The 16,612-nt window shown below is 66.7% G+C and carries 16 protein-coding genes; 9 read left to right on the top strand and 7 right to left on the bottom strand.

Features of this window, described 5'->3' with window-relative positions:
- Positions 1-222 precede the first annotated feature (222 nt).
- Entirely contained in the window at positions 223-519 is a 297-nt protein-coding gene (locus tag OG390_RS37435) for a DUF397 domain-containing protein (protein ID WP_406174114.1), read from the top strand.
- Positions 520-707: 188 nt separating this feature from the next.
- Here OG390_RS37435 and OG390_RS37430 read toward each other — a convergent pair whose 3' ends face one another.
- Together OG390_RS37430 and eccD are read right to left on the bottom strand one after the other, a co-directional pair.
- A complete protein-coding gene (locus tag OG390_RS37430; protein ID WP_406174113.1) occupies positions 708-2,189 on the bottom strand; it encodes a PQQ-binding-like beta-propeller repeat protein in 1,482 nt (493 codons plus the stop codon).
- 80 nt (positions 2,190-2,269) lie between these two features.
- A complete protein-coding gene (eccD, locus tag OG390_RS37425) occupies positions 2,270-3,781 on the bottom strand; it encodes a type VII secretion integral membrane protein EccD (RefSeq protein ID WP_406178084.1) in 1,512 nt (503 codons plus the stop codon).
- Positions 3,782-4,129: 348 nt separating this feature from the next.
- Between eccD and eccCa the strand changes: the two genes are divergently transcribed.
- A complete protein-coding gene (gene eccCa / locus OG390_RS37420; protein ID WP_406174111.1) occupies positions 4,130-8,095 on the top strand; it encodes a type VII secretion protein EccCa in 3,966 nt (1,321 codons plus the stop codon).
- A 189-nt stretch (positions 8,096-8,284) separates the two neighbouring features.
- On the opposite strand, the gene OG390_RS37415 is transcribed toward eccCa, so the two are convergent.
- The gene (locus tag OG390_RS37415) at positions 8,285-8,644 is read right to left on the bottom strand and encodes an ATP-binding protein (protein WP_406178082.1); all 360 of its coding nucleotides are present in this window, start codon (positions 8,642-8,644) and stop codon (positions 8,285-8,287) included.
- 62 nt (positions 8,645-8,706) lie between these two features.
- Here OG390_RS37415 and OG390_RS37410 point away from each other — a divergent pair, with 62 nt between their 5' ends.
- The 5 genes from OG390_RS37410 to OG390_RS37390 all read left to right on the top strand — a co-directional run bounded on the left by OG390_RS37410 (position 8,707) and on the right by OG390_RS37390 (position 13,056).
- Positions 8,707-9,207, top strand: a complete 501-nt coding sequence (locus OG390_RS37410; RefSeq protein WP_406174109.1) for a DUF5753 domain-containing protein — start codon at positions 8,707-8,709, stop codon at positions 9,205-9,207.
- 12 nt (positions 9,208-9,219) lie between these two features.
- The gene (locus tag OG390_RS37405) at positions 9,220-9,408 is read left to right on the top strand and encodes a DUF397 domain-containing protein (RefSeq protein WP_406174108.1); all 189 of its coding nucleotides are present in this window, start codon (positions 9,220-9,222) and stop codon (positions 9,406-9,408) included.
- A gap of 369 nt (positions 9,409-9,777) precedes the next feature.
- Complete coding sequence (locus OG390_RS37400) at positions 9,778-10,233, top strand: hypothetical protein (protein WP_406174106.1); 456 nt, start codon at positions 9,778-9,780, stop codon at positions 10,231-10,233.
- Positions 10,233-12,410 carry a hypothetical protein gene (locus tag OG390_RS37395; RefSeq protein ID WP_406174104.1) on the top strand — a complete coding sequence of 726 codons (2,178 nt, stop codon included), beginning with the start codon at positions 10,233-10,235 and terminating at the stop codon, positions 12,408-12,410. Before OG390_RS37400 ends, OG390_RS37395 begins: the two co-directional genes overlap by 1 nt.
- 34 nt (positions 12,411-12,444) lie before the next feature.
- Positions 12,445-13,056 (top strand): hypothetical protein, encoded by a 612-nt coding sequence (locus tag OG390_RS37390; RefSeq protein WP_406174103.1) that lies wholly within the window; start codon positions 12,445-12,447, stop codon positions 13,054-13,056.
- A gap of 79 nt (positions 13,057-13,135) precedes the next feature.
- On the opposite strand, the gene OG390_RS37385 is transcribed toward OG390_RS37390, so the two are convergent.
- Together OG390_RS37385 and OG390_RS37380 are read right to left on the bottom strand one after the other, a co-directional pair.
- Positions 13,136-13,492, bottom strand: coding sequence for a DUF4333 domain-containing protein (locus OG390_RS37385; RefSeq protein ID WP_406174101.1), 357 nt, complete (start codon positions 13,490-13,492; stop codon positions 13,136-13,138).
- A 214-nt stretch (positions 13,493-13,706) separates the two neighbouring features.
- Positions 13,707-14,126 carry an ATP-binding protein gene (locus tag OG390_RS37380; RefSeq protein ID WP_406174100.1) on the bottom strand — a complete coding sequence of 140 codons (420 nt, stop codon included), beginning with the start codon at positions 14,124-14,126 and terminating at the stop codon, positions 13,707-13,709.
- A 214-nt stretch (positions 14,127-14,340) separates the two neighbouring features.
- Here OG390_RS37380 and OG390_RS37375 point away from each other — a divergent pair, with 214 nt between their 5' ends.
- Both OG390_RS37375 and OG390_RS37370 read left to right on the top strand, forming a co-directional pair.
- Positions 14,341-15,192 carry a helix-turn-helix domain-containing protein gene (locus tag OG390_RS37375; RefSeq protein WP_406174098.1) on the top strand — a complete coding sequence of 284 codons (852 nt, stop codon included), beginning with the start codon at positions 14,341-14,343 and terminating at the stop codon, positions 15,190-15,192.
- Positions 15,193-15,204: 12 nt separating this feature from the next.
- The gene (locus tag OG390_RS37370) at positions 15,205-15,393 is read left to right on the top strand and encodes a DUF397 domain-containing protein (RefSeq protein ID WP_406174096.1); all 189 of its coding nucleotides are present in this window, start codon (positions 15,205-15,207) and stop codon (positions 15,391-15,393) included.
- Positions 15,394-15,608: 215 nt separating this feature from the next.
- Here the strand turns inward: OG390_RS37370 and OG390_RS37365 are convergent, their stop codons facing one another.
- Both OG390_RS37365 and OG390_RS37360 read right to left on the bottom strand, forming a co-directional pair.
- Positions 15,609-16,145 carry a hypothetical protein gene (locus OG390_RS37365; RefSeq protein WP_406174094.1) on the bottom strand — a complete coding sequence of 179 codons (537 nt, stop codon included), beginning with the start codon at positions 16,143-16,145 and terminating at the stop codon, positions 15,609-15,611.
- Between the two features lie 101 nt (positions 16,146-16,246).
- Positions 16,247-16,582: a hypothetical protein gene (locus OG390_RS37360; protein ID WP_406174092.1), complete on the bottom strand. Its 336-nt coding sequence runs from the start codon at positions 16,580-16,582 to the stop codon at positions 16,247-16,249.
- Positions 16,583-16,612 lie beyond the last annotated feature (30 nt).

Below are 16,612 nucleotides of genomic sequence, written 5' to 3'. Positions count from 1 at the left end.
TCCACATCTCAGGGGAGCTTCCGTTACTCGGGAGGCGGGGATCCGCTGGGCGCGGCCTCCAGAGCGGTGAGCTCCGGGGGTGCGTACACAAACGGCCGTCACACAGGGTACCAGCCTGAGCGGACGTGTCCGTCCGGGTCCCCGAACCCGCCGAACGGCGCGGACCTGGCCACTAGGGTGACCGCAGAGGTCATTCGTACGTGGGGAAGGGGCCGCCGGATCATGGCCGAGGAAGCGGACAAGGACGTCAAGGCGCGCAAGGAGCGGGAGAAGGACGAGCTCTACGCCCTCGACATCTCGGGCGTCGAATGGCACAGCGCGCCGGGCACGGAGCAGCACGAGGAGCGGGTCGAGATCGCATATCTGCCCCAGGGCGCGGTGGCCATGCGTTCTTCCCTCGATCCGGACACGGTCCTCAGGTACACGGAGGCCGAGTGGCGGGCCTTCGTGCTCGGGGCCCGGGACGGGGAGTTCGATCTGGAGCCGGCGCCCCACAATGGCGGGCTCGCGGCGGAGTAGCGGCAGAGCGGGAACGACGGGGGCCGACGCGGACATGTCCACGTCGGCCCTCAGCGTCTCGGCGCACGGGGGGATGCGTCTCAGTGCGCGGGCGCGATGCGTCTGAGTGCGCGGGCGCGATGCGCCTCACTGCACATGGACGTCTCGGCGCACCAGGACGATGCGTCTCAGTGAAAAACGCGGACGCCTCAGTGCACGGGGCCGATACCCACCGCGGCCGTCACCGGATCGTGGGGGGCCGAGGCAGGTGCCGAGAGCTGCCGGGGAGAGAAGAACGCCCGGCCGTGTTCGACGAGGATGTCGGACCACTCGGGGGTTTCCATGCGTGAGGCGTCGTCCGGCAGGTTGAAGAAGAGGAACGGTGTCTCCTTGCCGGTGGCGGGGTCGATGCTCACGATGGCGGCGGGGCCGATGTTGTCGGAACTCGGCCGGTAGACCAGGAGCTTGTCCCCGCTCATCTTCACGGGCCACAGCGGCTGCAGCGGCCGTCCGTCGAACTTCCGCAGGGTCTTGCCCGTCTTGGCGTCGAAGCCCACGATCCAGTTCTCCGCCTGGTCGACGTCGCCGTCCGCCTTGCTCGCGACGAAGATCTGGCCGTTCCCCACGACCATCGCGTAGCAGTTCTCCATCACTCCGAAGTACTGCGTTCCGTCGAACGAGTCACCGCACATGGGGTCGAAGCGCCCGCCCCGCATGGAGATCGTGGCGCTGTGCCGGCCCTGGTCGTCGAGGGTGATCAGGTCGGTCACGCCGTAGTCCCCCGCGCCCACGGCCAGTACCGGCGGGTCGGAGGAGGGCATGTAGACGCCCGAGATGCCGTCCTTGAGCTTGTACGTCCACTGCGGCCTGCCGGTGCGCGGGTCGATCTTCTGCACCCGGTACGCGTGGGTGGACTCCTCTCCGCACCGGAGCAGGACGAGCAGGCTGCGGCCGCCGGCGAAGCCGACGTCCTCGCACGTGGAGACGTCGGTGCTCTTCCAGAGCTGCTTGCCACTGCTCATGTCGTAGGCCACGGAGCCGTTGCCCCATGCCACCGCGACCGTGCCGCGCGCCATGCTCAGATTCGTGTTCGTCACATACGCGGTCTTCGCGTCGGGCATCGTCGCGGTCCACAGCTTCTTGCCGGTGTCGAGGTCGAAGAACACCACCTCGTCGCAGATACCCGCGTCCTTGGTGCCCTTGCGCTTGTACGGCTGGACGACGACGGCGGTCCTGCCGTCGGCGGTGACGTGCTTGGTCGTCGCGCAGATGTGGCCGTCCAGCTTGATGCTCCAAGCCGCCTCGTCCACACCGAACTTGAACCCCGTGATGGTGTTCTTGATGCCCTTGGCGAAGATCTTGTCGGTCGCCCAGGTACCGGGCGCGTACCGGGTCTCGTCGTCCTGGAACTTCTCCTCGTCGAAGTCGATGACGAGTTCGCCCTCGGGTGTGCTCGGCAGCTTCTCGACCGTCTCCCTGATCTCGTCCGGGGCCTGCGGGGCGGCCGTCTGCCTGCGGTTCGCCAGGGTCGCGTCGTCGGTCGCGAAGAGGAGCCAACCGCCCGCGCACAGCGTGGCGACGACCATGACGGCCACCGCACCGATCAGCCGCGTGCGACGCCTCTTCCTGCGCGCGCTGTCCGCCGACAGCGCGGACTGGGTGAAAACGGATGGGGGTGGGCCGAAACTCACGCCGGAAGTTCCTTTCTTGGCCGCAAGCCGTCGAGGCGCACGCGCGCGTGCGCCTCGACGAACACGAGGTGAGTCGCTGCTCAGCTGGTCATGGCCCGGGCCGCGCCATACACGTCGAAAACAGCGAGGGCCAGCGGTACCAGCGTCAGCAGCACGAACCCTTCGGCGATCTCCAGGAATCGCCCCCAGAAGGGAGTGATGCCACCGCGCGAGAGGATCAGGCCGAGCGCGGTGACGATCGCGGCCGCCGCCGCGATCGCCGCGACGAGCCAGATCGTACGGATGTCGAGGTCCGTGCGGTCTCCGGTCAGGGCGTCGCGCATCAGGGAGCGCGGCGGGTTGAGCGCCAGGCCGAGGCCGAGCAGGACGAGTGCGCCGAGGCCCGCGGCCAGGACGGGGGCGACCTGGGCGGTGTAGCGGAAGAGGTGGGCGCGCATCAGCATCGCGATGCCGGTCGCGAAGGCGAGCAGCTGCGCCCAGACGTCGTCGGAGAAGCCGAGCACCGCCGAGGCCGCGACAGCGACCAGGGCGCAGCCGCCCACGAGACCGACGAGGAGTTCGTGGCCGCGTCGGGCCTGGGCCCCGATGCGCTCGGCGTCGATCGGCTCCTGGGGGGCTGGGTCGGTGCCGTACGCGCTGCGCGTGGTGGTGTTGTTCGGTGCCTCGAATCCGATCGGGAGGCGGGCGAAGCGCATGGACAGGCCCGGCAGAAAGGCCAGGGCACCGACGCCGATCGGGGCGCACAGCGCGGCGGTCTCCTTCGGTGTCCAGTGCGTGAGGATCGCCACGAACTCCGCGACCAGGCCGACACCTGAGGCGAACACGAAGGCGACGAAGGGGCCGTCTCCGCGCGGGGAGCACAGGGCGAGGGTCACCGAGGCCACGAGCACGGCGGCGCAGGCGAGGAGAAACTGCAGCCTGCCGATGCCCTGTCCGTCGGCCACGGTGAGCAGCCCGGAGCCCGCCACTCCAATGTTCGGAAGGGCGCCGAGTCCCAGCGCGACGGCCGAGGCCCGGTCGTCGTAGACCCGGGCGCGGACGGCGGCCAGGACGACCATGAGGACGCCGGTCACACCCGCGAGGATGCCGGGCAGGCTGTGCATGTCGTGCCGCGGATCGGCGGTCCAGGCCACGAAGGCGAGCAGGGTCGGCAGGACGCCCCCGCCGATGAGACCCGCGCCACGGGTCAGGTCACCGCCCCACAAGGTGTGTTCGCGGGTCACCGCGGTGGCAACGGCCTCGGACACGTCGTCGAAGACGGCGGGCGGCAGCGACTCGGAGAAGGGGCGCAGGGTGAGCAGTTCGCCGTCGAGAATGCGCTGGGACGCGAACGAGCGGGAGCTGTCGAGGACGCTGCCGTCCCTGCGTACGAGGTGGTATCCAACGGGAGCGCCCTCGGCGGGACTCTGCTGGGAGAGCCTCAGGATCTCCGGATAGATGTCGGCGACCGGGATGTCGTCGGGCAGCGCCACGTCGATCCGGCTGTCGGGCGCGACGATGGTGACCCGACAGAAGCCGAGGCCCGTGCCTGCCCCGGACGGGGCTCCCGGGCCGGGCCTTCCTGCCCCGGTGGCCGCCGCGGAGGCCGTCATACTCACCTGCTGCTCCCCCTCAGTACTGGTGGTGTGTCTGCGATCTCGGTGATGGTCGTGCGTCGATGGCCTGAAGGTCCTGCGCCTCCTGTACGTCTCGCTCCGCCCACTGTGCGGCGGAGCGGCGGAAAGGGTGGCTGCCCGGCCCCTCTCAGGACCCCGCGCAGCTCCATCCCGCGCGAAATACCCTGATTCCTCAACCTCGTTCGCGTGTGCTCACGCGAACATCCGGCACCCTACCGCCCACCAGTCTTCTATGAAGTCAGTAGGATCACGCGGCGGCCCGCGCCCGCCCGACACGGGGCGGCGGGCGGAAGACTCCGGGGCCGGCTAGGGAATTGGTGAGCAGTGAGCCAAATCGTCGTGAAGCGCCCACCGCGAGCGCTGCCGTCCGAAGTGCCCACGGACGAGGTAGTTCTACAGCCTCCGCCCGAGCTGCCGCGCGGGCACCAGGAGAGCGTCCTCATGCAACTGCTGCCGACGCTCGGCATGGGCGGTTCGGTGGTCTTCTTCTTCACGAACGGGCAGCCGTTCATGAAGATCATGGGCATGGTGATGATCGCCTCGACGGTGGCCATGTCCATCGCGATGGTGGTGCGCTTCCGCCGGGGCTCCCAGGGTCAGTTGGCCGACATGCGCCGCGACTATCTCAGCTATCTGTCGCAGACCCGGCGCTACGCCCAGGACACCGCGAGGGCTCAGCGCGACGCGCAGTACTACCTGCACCCCTCCCCCGAGCAGCTGTGGGCGCTGGTCGCCGAGGGCAGCCGGGTGTGGGAGCGCCGGCCGGGCGACGAGGACTTCGCGCAGGTCCGCGTCGGCCTCGGTCCGCAGGGGCTCGCCACCCCGCTGGTCTCCCCCGAGACCGGCCCCGTCGAGCAGCTGGAGCCGCTGACGGCGGGCGCCATGCAGCGTTTCATGGCCACCCACAGCACACTGGACGACCTGCCGATGGCGGTCTCGCTGCGCGCCTTCTACCACGTCACGGTGAGCGGTGAGCCGCAGACCGTACGCGCCTCCGCCCGGGCCCTGACCGGCTCGCTGGCCTCGCTGCACTCCCCCGAGGACCTGATGATCGTGGTCGCGGCGGGACGGGAGGCCCTGCCGCACTGGGAGTGGGCGAAGTGGCTGCCGCACGTGCAGGTGTCCGGTTCCGTGGACGGGGCGGGCAGCCGCAGGCTGATCGGCAGTGACGCACGCGAGCTGGAGGACCTGCTGGCCACCCGCCTGACAGGCCGGCCGCGCTTCCACCCCAACGCCGCACCGCCCCCGGAGGAGCCGCACATCGTCGTCGTCCTCGACAGCCTCTCCCTGCCGCCGGACTCCGTCCTGGCCACGCCCGAGGGGTTGCAGGGCGTGACAGTCGTCGAGGTCGTCCCCGGTGACCTGACCGGAGCGGGCGGGGACCTTTCCATCGTCGTACAACCGCACGCGCTGCACCTGGAGTCGGGGCACGGCATCGTCTACGAGGGCACGCCGGACACTCTCTCGTACGAGTCCGCCGAGGCGCTGGCACGGCAGTTGGCCCCGCTGCGCATGGCCGCGGACGGTGACGACGACGAACCGCTGCTCGCCAACCTGGACTTCACGGACCTGCTGGGCCTCGGGGACGCCGCGTCGGTGGACACCAAGCGCACCTGGCGGCCGCGTTCGCTGGCCGAGCGGCTGCGCGTGCCGATCGGTCTCGGCGAGGACGGCCGTCCCGTGATGCTGGACCTCAAGGAGGCCGCGCAGGAAGGCATGGGTCCGCACGGTCTGTGCGTGGGAGCCACCGGTTCCGGCAAGTCGGAGCTGCTGCGCACGCTGGTGCTGGGGCTGGCGGTCACGCACTCGTCGGAGACGTTGAACTTCGTGTTGGCGGACTTCAAGGGTGGTGCGACCTTCGCGGGCATGGCGCAGATGCCACATGTCGCGGCCGTGATCACAAACCTGGCCGACGATCTGACGCTCGTCGACCGCATGGGCGACTCCATCCGCGGCGAGCTCAACCGCCGCCAGGAGATGCTGCGCGACGCGGGCAACTACGCCAACATCCACGACTACGAGAAGGCGCGCGCGGCCGGTGCCCCGCTGCAGCCGATCCCGTCGCTCGTCCTGGTGATCGACGAGTTCAGCGAACTGCTCACGGCAAAGCCGGACTTCATCGAGATGTTCGTGCAGATCGGCCGCATCGGCCGCTCGCTGGGCGTGCATCTGCTGCTCGCTTCGCAGCGCCTGGAAGAGGGTCGGCTGAGGGGATTGGAGACGTACCTGTCGTATCGGATCGGTCTGCGAACGTTCTCGGCCGCGGAATCGCGTGCGGCGCTGGGCGTCCCCGATGCGTACGAACTTCCGAACGTGCCCGGCTCCGGAATCATGAAGTTCGGCACGGACGAGATGGTGCGCTTCAAGGCGGCGTACGTCTCCGGGGTGTACCGCACGGGCTCGGCGCAGGCCGCCGCGCTCGGCGGGCCGCTTCCGGTGGACCGCAAGCCCGTGCTGTTCACGGCGGCTGAGGTGCCCGTGCGGTACGTCGCGGTGCCGCAGCAGCGTACGGAGATTTCCGACACCGATGACGCCCTCGCGGACACGGTGCTCGACGTGATCGTGCGCCGCCTGGAGGCGCAGGGACCGGCGGCCCACCAGGTGTGGCTGCCGCCGCTGGACAGCCCGCCGTCCCTCGACGGGCTCCTGCCCGGCCTCACCACGGTCCAGGGCCGGGGACTCACCCAGCCCGGCTACGAGGGAGCGGGGCGCCTCGTCGTCCCTCTCGGCCTGGTCGACAAGCCGTACGAGCAGCGCCGCGACCCGCTGTGGGCCGACTTCTCCGGTGCGGCAGGCCATATGCAGATCATCGGTGGCCCGCAGTCGGGCAAGTCGACGCTGCTGCGCACGCTGATCTCCTCCTTCGCGCTCACCCACACCCCGTACGAAGTGCAGTTCTACGGTCTGGACTTCGGCGGTGGCGGTATGGCGGCCGTCGCCGGACTGCCGCACGTGGGCGGGGTCGCCTCGCGTCTGGACCCGGAGAGGGTGCGGCGCACGGTCGCCGAGGTGTACGGCGTGATGACGCGCCGCGAGGAGTACTTCCGTTCGTCCGGCATCGCCTCGATCGCGGACTTCCGCACCAGGCGGGCACGCGGCGACATTTCGGGGACCGATCAGCCGTGGGGTGACGTCTTCCTGGTCATCGACGGCTGGGGCAACTTCCGTACGGACTACGAGGCCCTGGAGGGGGTGGTTCTGGACATCGCCGCACGGGGCCTCGGCTATGGCATCCACGTGGTGCTGACCGCCTCGCGGTCGATGGAGGTTCGGGCCAACCTCAAGGACCACCTGATGAACCGCCTGGAACTGCGGCTCGGCGACACGATGGACTCCGAGATCGACCGCAAGGTGGCCGCGAACGTCCCCACGGGCGTGCCGGGCCGAGGTCAGTCGCCGCAGAAGCTGCACTTCATGGCCGCCGTTCCGCGTATCGACGGTCTGACCTCGGACACGGACCTCGCCGACGCGACGGCTGCGCTGTCGACGGAGGTCTCCCGGCACTGGCAGGCGCCCGGCGCCCCCGAAGTCCGGCTGCTGCCCAGGGAGTTCCCGGCCGAGCAGCTGCCGCCGGGCGACCGCTTCCCGCGCCGCGGAGTGGCGTTCGCCCTGGACGAGGACAACCTCGAGCCCGTGTTCGTCGACTTCGAGCAGGACCCGTTCTTCCTCGTCTTCGGGGAGAGCGAGTCGGGCAAGTCGAACCTGCTGCGGCTGCTCATCAAGCAGCTGAGCGAGCGGTATTCGGGCGACGAGTGCAAGCTGTTCGTCGTCGACAACCGACGCTCGCTGCTGGACGTCACCCCCGCCTCACACCTGGCGGAGTACATCCCGATGTCCAACGCCATGGAGCACCACATGGGCGCCCTGGCGGACCTGATGCAGCGGCGTACGCCTACGGCGGATGTCACCGCGCAGCAGCTGCGTGACAGGAGCTGGTGGCGGGGGCCGACGGTGTACGTCGTCGTGGACGACTATGACCTGGTGTCGACGTCGAGCGGGAATCCGTTGGGTGGGCTTACTGAGATGCTCCCGTTCGCTCGGGACGTGGGTGTCCGCTTCATCATCGCGCGGTCCACAGCGGGTGCGGGGCGCGCCTCGTACGAACCGTTCATGCAGCGGATGAAGGAGCTGGGGGCGCAGGGTGTGGTGCTCGCCGGCGACCCGGGCGAGGGCGACATTCTGGGCGGGGTTCGGCCTCGGGCGATGCCTGCGGGGCGGGGGGTCTTCGTTTCGCGGAAGCGAGGAAAGCCGTTGGTGCAGACGGGACTTGTTCCGGAGAGCGCATACTGATCGTCTCCCCGTCGTGACGGCGGCCGGACTCTGCTCCCAGGATCCGGCCGCTGTACGTTTCGGGCGATGGCTTGGCAGCGGGTGCGGTGGCGGACCGAAAGGCTCGCCAGCGCCCCGGGAACGGCTCCCCGGCACTACGCCCACTGCCAGGAAATGCCAGATGCTGCACCACCCCATGCCACGCACGATCTAAGCGACGGCGAAGGTGCACCAGACCTGCTTCTCGTCAAAGCCCGTACGATGCCAGCCCCACCGGCGCGACAACGCCGCAACCACGTGCAGCCCGCGTCCGTTCTCGTTGAACGGATCGTCCGCGCTGGACAGTTCGGGAGCGTGACCCGGGTCCCGGTCGCTCACCATCACCCTCAACAGGGGCGGCGCGAACTCCCGGGACGCCCCGAGGATCAGCTCCAACCCCGCGAGCCCACCACCGTGTCGTACGGCGTTCGTGCACAGCTCCGCTACGGCGAGTTCGACGGGATCCGCCAAGTTGGGGAGTTTCCAGTGCCGTTGGACCCAGACGCGGGCGCGGTGCCGGGCTTCGGCGATGGGGCGGAGCGGGTCGAGCGCGGATGCGTCCCAGCCGACTCGGGTGGGGGTCGCGTCGAAGGGTGCGGATCCCCGGCCTCTTCCAGACAGAGGACCACACCCGAGCCCTCTTCGACCTCTTCGTACCGGCGCTACCGCGATTGGAGGTTGAGCTCAGGATCGCCCACCGCCTCGCCCGGCACGCCGTGGTCGCGAGCGATCCGGGAGTGCCGTACGTGGGCCTGATCCACGAAGCCGCCCTCCGGCTCCGCATGGGAGGTCGCCGAGTAGCCAAGGCTCAGTTGAGCCGCCTTCTCGAAGAGAGCGAACGCCCCAACGTCAGCCTGCTCGTGATCCCATTCGCCGCCGAAGGTTTCCCCATGGCCGGCGACACGATGATGTACGTCGCTGCCGCCAGCCCACACCTGGACACAGCCGAGGTCGACTCACCCATCGGCGCGGTCTTCTTCGACTCGCCTACCCAACTGGCCAACTTCCGCCGACGGCTGGACTTGGTGGAACAGGTGGCGTTGAATCCGAGTGAATCGAGGGACCTCATCCTCGAGATCGCCGACGAGCTGTAAGAGGTGTACCCCTTGTCCGAGTTGAAGTGGCTCAAGTCCTCGTACTCAGAGGCGTCCGGCAACGCCTGCGTCGAGATCGCCACCGACGGACATCTCATCGCCGTACGCGACTCCAAGCACCCGGAGCTGCCGCGGGCGTCGGTGGGGCGCGAGGCTTGGGCGCGCTTTACCGGGGCAGTGGCTGCGGGGCGGCTTTCCTGACGACCTCGCGCATGGTTGGCGGCGAACTTTCGAAGGCGCGACTCCAGCCGGTGCCACGCAGTGGGGCATAGCGCGCCGTAGGCCACGAGCGGCTCCCGCGCCCGCCACACTGAACGGCCACGTGGCCGAACACTCCCGGAAGCTCTGGTCCCTGACGGGCTCAAGGCATGGCGCTTCACAGGTTGCTGAAGTGACCTAAGTGACCTGTGGAGGGAGTGCAGAGATTCATGATCTCCATCTTGATTCAGGCTGGCGGATCTGATCGATTGATAGGTTGAGGGAGCAGTTCCACCATGTCGGAGCACAAGAGGTAGCGCGCCGACCCCGTTGGGACGGGGGCCGAGCAGGCGCACGGGGAGGGGTCCGCGCATGGCGTGGGACGAGTGGGAGCAGCTGAAGTCCGAGGCGGCGCAGAAGCAGTCGGCGCATATGCAACTCAACCAGCTCGCACCCTCGGGAGGCGGCGGTGGCGGCAAGAGCGCCTGGGGTGACCTCAAGGTCAGCCAGAAGGACCTTGCCACGGTCGGCTCAGCGGCGCAGGACCTGTTCGAGGACTTCGGACAGTACAGCGACCACGCCCGTATCTCCTCCATGGCTGCCGCCGGCGGGCTCAAGAGCGAAGGTTTCGCGCTCGGCGGCGCTCTCGACCACGTCGCCGAGCGCTGGGTCGACCAGGTGCAGTCTCTGCTGGACTCCTGCGCGCACATCTCCAACCACCTGCGCTTCACCAAGAACCAACACGCGGCTGATGAGAGCTACATCGCGGGCACCCTCAGCAGCATCGCCCAGCTGGACAAGGGCTTCGACCACAGGACGGATCACTGATGGACCTCGACGCTCTCCGCTTCGGCAACTTCTCGAAGCTCGGCGAGGCGATCACCGACTGGGAACAGATGACGAAGAACCTCGCGACCCTCAAGGAGGACGCGGAGCGCAACCTCAAGGGCAAGGCGGACAAAGCCAACTGGTCTGGCGTCAACGCCACCGTCACCCGCGAATTCGTCGACAAGACGGCCGCCGAGTTCGGCGACGCCCACACCCAGGCCGGCTCCATCACCAAAATCCTCGCCGATACCCGGGGCGAGCTGATCGACTACCGCACACAGCTCAACGAGGCCATCGAGCGCGGTCTGAAGAAGAACCTGACGGTGAGGGACACGGGCGAAGGCTCCTTCGTCGTCACGATGAACGTCCACCCCGATCGCGCTGCCAAAGGCGTCGACGTCCCTGAACACGACCAGAAAGACGTGGACGACCTCCGGACTGAGGTCCAGCACATTCTGAGCAAGGCAACGGAGAGCGACAGCAGTGCCGCAGAGGTACTGAGGCTTCTCGTCGACCAGGTCAGGTACGGTTTCTCCGACGCCAGTTATCCCGATCGGGACAAGGCAGCCCAGGCCCTGAAGGATGCCGAAAAGCTGGCGAAGATGGCCAAGCACCCTGAGGACATGTCACTCGATGACATCGCCGAGTTCAACCGGTACTTGAAGAAGTACCACGACGACCCCTTGTTCTCGGAGCGGTTCGCGACGCGACTGGGCGCCAAGGGAACCCTTCAGTTCTGGACCGAGATGGCTGACGCGCACTCTGGCGCCAGAGGCGCTGAGCTCGACCAGATGAAGAGCCTCCAGAAGAACCTGAGCATGACCCTGGCCACGGCGTCCTTCTCTGACTCAGGTGCCATGCAAGGCTGGAAGAAGGACATCCTCAACGAGACCAACACCAGTTTCAGGGTCGACCCTTCGAACCCCATGAAGAGCCCGGTTGGAGCCCTCGGCTTCCAGGTAATGAGCAGCCTGATGCGACAGGGCGAGTTCGACACGGAATTCCTGGATGAGTATCGGGCCAAGCTGTTCAAGGCTGACAAGGGCGCGGGCGACTCGAACACCGACGCCCTCTGGGTGAAGGGGTACGACAGCGTAGATCTGGTCTTCGGCAAGGACAACGGCCGCGACCCCCTGGATGGCCTTTTCGATGCGCTCTCTCACAATCCCGAGGCAGCGACCAACGCGTTCGAGTCCAAGTCGGATCTGGACCACATGCTCGGCACCACCAAGTACACGGACCGGGGGGAGGCTCTCGGGCGTGCCTTGGAAGCCGCCGTCACCGGAGTCGCCGCCGGTGACACCACCTCCATGGCTCCGCCGCACAGCGCGGATCAGGTCGAGATCATGGCCAACATCATGAACGTGGTGGCCCAGCCCGGCTCAGGCGCGGACCTGGTGACCAAGGGGCTGGGGGAGAGCTTCGGGGACATGGCGGCTTCCTATATGCCGGAGATCAGCCAGGCGTTCGCAGGCCCTGATTCTGGGGCTGTCTTCATTACGAACAGCGATGCCCCTAAAGGGCTTAACATTTCGGATGTCACCCGATTCCTTTCGGCGACGTCCACAGATCCCGCAGGCAGAGCCGGGATTATCTACGGGGAAAGCATCTACACCGGAAATCTCCTTGAGGCACACCTTTCGAATCCCTCCTTGTTCGATGGAGATCACGAACAAGTCCTTGCCGATATCGGCAGAAATGCAGGAATCATCGAGGGAATCGTTGGACATTCTGCCGCAAATGACGAAGTCAGCGGCGCCATCAGCGGCGAGAAAGAAAACAACGATGCTTTGAAAGCAAAGGGAGATTTCGCCAAAACCTGGGTTGCAGTCGGTTCGACCTTCGTCCAGGTCCCCGAAAGGCTTGGAGGGGCGGGAATGGGAGCCGTGGTCGGAGGAACGGTCGGAGCCGTCGCCGGAGCGGCCGTTGACCGTCTACTCGAAGGTCAGCAACTTGACGGCGCCAAGGACGAGGCGTTGTACCACTCCAGCAAGGACCTGTTCAGGATGCGGGATTCGGTCAGTCAGCAGACGCAGTGGTCGGTGGAAGATTCCCTGACTCGGCACCACGTAGACCTGCCGAAGGACGGAATAAAGGACACCGTACGACAGGCCGTCAATGACGGCTGGGAAAACAGTGATTACTTCTTGAATCGCTCCAAGGAGCAGTATGAATAAAGGCATTTCTGGAAGGTTTACAAAGCTCCGGACCATGAGAGATCTTTCCATAGGTCTGATGGTCATTGCACTCACAGGCGGCGGCGTCTTTTTGTTTTTCATAAAGGGGCTGTACCTGCTTCCGGACAAGGTGTGTGACGGTACCGTGAAGCGGGATGTCGCCATCCGGACTCTGCCACGCACGCGATCAGCAGATGAATGGGCGGATCAAGGGGGCACAGGACGTCATTTTTCTTTCGCTTGCCGCGTTTCCACCAGCGGTGACTCGATTCTGTCGGGGCAGGTGGATCTTCGAGATTCGCCCAAAGTTGCATGGGTAGATTCTTACGGGAGTCTTGCAGCCAGCCATGTCATAAGGGTCTCGAAAGGCGATGTCGAAGCACTGGCACAGATGAATGGAGATGGCAGCTCCGCCTCCGTCTATGTCCCTTGTGTGCCGACGAACGTGAAAGAAGGTGATGCGTCACACGCCTATGCATTGGTAGCGGATGCCGGTGTGACCGGGAAGAGCAGGGCCACCGGTGCGGAGCTGCGCCAAGCCCTGACCGACTTCGCCTATCAACTCACCAAGCACGCCTACGAGCTGGCCGGATGCAAGGACCCCCGCGACTTTCCCGAGGAACTGCCCCGCTACGAGGACGGCTGATGGCGGACGAGGAAATCTTCGCGTGCAGCGGAGTGGCGGGTCCCAACTCGCTCGGGGGTAGGCCGGAAAGGCTCAGTTGTCAGTTCGCAGCCGGGGAAGCCGTGTCGTCGGCCTTGAAGTCGAAGTTGATGTTGTCTCCGTCGGCAGAGGAAACCTTGACCGTCACGCCCAAGGTGCTGCCGTCGTCCGCTGTGAGCGTGCAACGGGTGGTGTTGCCGACCTTCCCGGCGAGGTCCTCGGGACATGTGATGTCCGGCTTCGGCTGACCCCTTGTGGCGGCGAGCTTTACGGCGACCGTGGGGGCCAGCTTGTCCGCGGACAGTCTCGGGTCGAAGTTTCCAACGCTGCCCGAGCCCGAGCAGCCGACGAGCAGTGCGCTGGCGGCTACGGCCGCGAGGCCGGAGATGTGGTGCTGGTCCTGGCCGGACAGGGCCACAGGCGCTCGTTCCCCCGACGGCCGGGACGGTGTCGGGGAGCTGGCACCGCGATCTTCGACAGCGAGCGCCGGGGAGGAGCAGGTTGTTCACGGTGGCCACCTTGATCCGGCGGCTCCCAGCGCGTCCATGGCCGATGCCCTCGTGCGTCCCTGGAGCTGGATCTACCTCCAGGGCAGGGACTTTCAGTTACTTGCGCAGCTTCTTCTGATGCGACTACACCGAAGCCCTGACCGCTGACGCGGTCACGAAGGTGCACCAGACCTGCTTCTCGTCGAAGCCCGTACGGTGCCAGCCCCACCGGCGCGACAACGCCGCGACCAGGTGCAGGCCGCGTCCGCTCTCGCTGAACGGATCGTCGGCACCGGAGAGTTCGGGCTCGTGATCCGGGTCCCGGTCGCTCACCATCGCCCTCAGCACAGACGGCGCGAACTCTCCGGCCACCCCGAGGATCAGCTCCAACCCCGCGAGCCCGCCACCATGACGTACGGCATTCGTGCACAACTCCGCCACGGCGAGTTCGACGGGGTCCACCAAGTCCGGGAGTTTCCAGTGCTGTTGGGCCCATACGCGGGCGCGGTGCCGGGCTTCGGCGATGGGCCGGTACGGGTCGAGGGCGGATGCGTCCCAGCCCACTCGCGTGGGGGTTGCGTCAAAGGGTGCGGAAGTGGAGAGAGCCGGAGCGTCCATCGTGCACCTCGCATGAGGGGGGCTGGCGGTGGCCTGAGCCACACCATAGACCTCAACTTCCAACCCGTGATACCACTTTCACTTCAACGAGTTGAATTTACGTATCCGATGGACGCGTCAACCCCTGACGGGCACACTGAGCGCGAACGAGGAGAGGCACATGGCGCCACGGCAGACACCAACCGTCCGCCAGCGGCGCTTCGGCGCCGAGCTTCGGCGGCTGCGCGAAGCTGCCGGACTGTCCGCCCCGAGAGCCGCCGAGTTGCTCGGCACCGATCGCACGACCATCTCCAACACGGAAGCCGGGCGCTTCGGCGTCAGCGAACAGCGCCTGCGCAGACTGGCCGGCATCTACGAGTGCGACGATCCGACCTTGGTCGACGCCCTGGCCGCCATGACAGGCGGGCGGAGCTCCGGCTGGTGGGACGAATACCGCGGCAAGGTCCCACCCGACTTCCTCGACGTCGCCGAACTGGAGCACCACGCCACATCACTTCGCACCCTCCAGACAGCCCACCTCCCGGGCATGTTCCAGGTCGAGGACCACGCCCGCGCCCTCTTCGACCAGTACATTCCGGCTCTGCCCCGCCTGGAAGTCGAGCTGCGCATCGCACAGCGGCTCGCACGCCACACGGTGATCACCAAGACTCCGCCGGTGACGTATCGAGGTCTGATCCACGAAGCAGCCCTACGCATGCAGGTGGGCGGCCGCCGCGTCGCGAAGGCACAGCTCACCCACCTCCTGGAGGAAAGCGAGCGCGACAATGTGGAACTCCTTGTGATCCCGTTCAGCGTCGGCGGATTCGCCATGGCCGGCGACTCCGTGCTGTACGCGGCAGCCGGTAGCCCACATCTGGACACCGTGCAGGTGGACTCGCCGATCGGGGCAGTCTTCTTCGACTCCCCCACCCAACTGGCCAACTTTCGCCGACGGCTGGACGCGGTCGAACAAGTGGCGTTGAATCCCAGGCAGTCGAGGGACAGCATCCTCGGAATCATCCGGGATCTATAAGAGGAACCTGTTTTGCCTGAGTTGCAGTGGATTAAGTCGTCATTCTCCGAAGCCTCCGGCAACAACTGCGTCGAGATCGCCGACAACGACCACCACATCGCTGTACGCGACTCCAAGCACCCGGAGTTGCCGTGGGCTTCGGTGGGACGTGAGGCGTGGGCGCACTTCACGGGAGCCGTGGCCGAAGGGCAGCTTGCTTAGTCACACGTTCTCCGATGCCACGCGGTCTGCAGCGCCTACACCCGCGCGCATTCCCAGCTGGAGAACTTGTCCAAGGTGCTGGCGCTGCAGACCGAGGGGCCGGCCGTCACGGTCGCCGCGTCGACTGGGTCAACGCGGGCGCGTCGGTGGAGCCGACCTCGCGGCGGTGAGCCACCAGCAGCGCGATCGCATGATTCTTACCCTGCACGCTTCCCTCATGTCGACCCACACTTGTAGTGCCGTTCGATCCCCTCCGCCGCTTCGGTCAGTACCTGGCTGACTCGAGGAACCAGGACTGCGGACTTCCAGTCGTAGTGCTTGCGTACCTGGGTGGTGGTGGAGAGGAGAAGGTCGACGTGGCTCGAAGTGGTGCGGTGGAGCGCGTCGGCACAGGAATCCGAGAGACGGATCCGGCCTTGCGCCTGCGTGGCCCAGCCGGTCCGGTTGCCCTTCAGTCGCTCAATTCCTTCGGGCGGGGTGACGCTGCCGACGGTTCCGTCGCGCAACCACAGCACGAACTGTATGTCTTTGAGGTGATCACCGGTTCGGACATCGCACGTCGCTTCCGCCACGTCTGGGGCCGTTTCCGTGGCGGTGACGGGGCGATCGGTGCTGAGCAGCGGCTTTGTCTGAGCCCGGGACAACGCCCCCCAGCACAGCGCGTCCTTGGCGGTTCCCCCGCCCTCATTCGCTCGTGGCCAGATCTTGATGACGGAGAAAGCCGCCACGATGGCGAGGACCACGGCGGCCACGACCAGCGCGCCTCGGGTCCCTTGCCGCTTCGGATTCGGCGCAGGCTCAGGAGCCTCGGGGCCGGGCGAAACCGGCGAACTGGGTAGGTTCATCTCTTCTCTCAGTACCGCTCGCCCATGGCCTGATCGGCACCCTTGATGCCGAGGTTGTACCAGGACTCCTCAAGGGCCTGAAGGTTGTCCTCGTACTCACCCGGAGAAAGGTCGAGGCTCTCGCGATTCATGTGCGTGTCGAGAGCCCGCTGTTCCAGCATCGCGTCCATCTGACGCCGACCATTGGAGAAGTGGTCGGCCATGTTCTCTCGCGTCTCCTTGTCTACCTGGGAATTGAGGTCATTCATGTATTCGGCCGTACCCACGTCGACCAGGCGCTGCACGGTGTCGCCGACGAGCGGGATGCCGGTGATCGGAGCACCGATGACGTGGTAATTCATCATCTTGTTCCAGCCATTGGTGTCCTTCTGGGC

The sequence above is a fragment of the Streptomyces sp. NBC_00996 genome (assembly GCF_045162675.1).
Classification (GTDB): domain Bacteria; phylum Actinomycetota; class Actinomycetes; order Streptomycetales; family Streptomycetaceae; genus Streptomyces.
The sequence above is the reverse complement of the archived record's forward strand: the minus strand, read 5'-3'. Positions and strand labels throughout refer to the sequence as shown.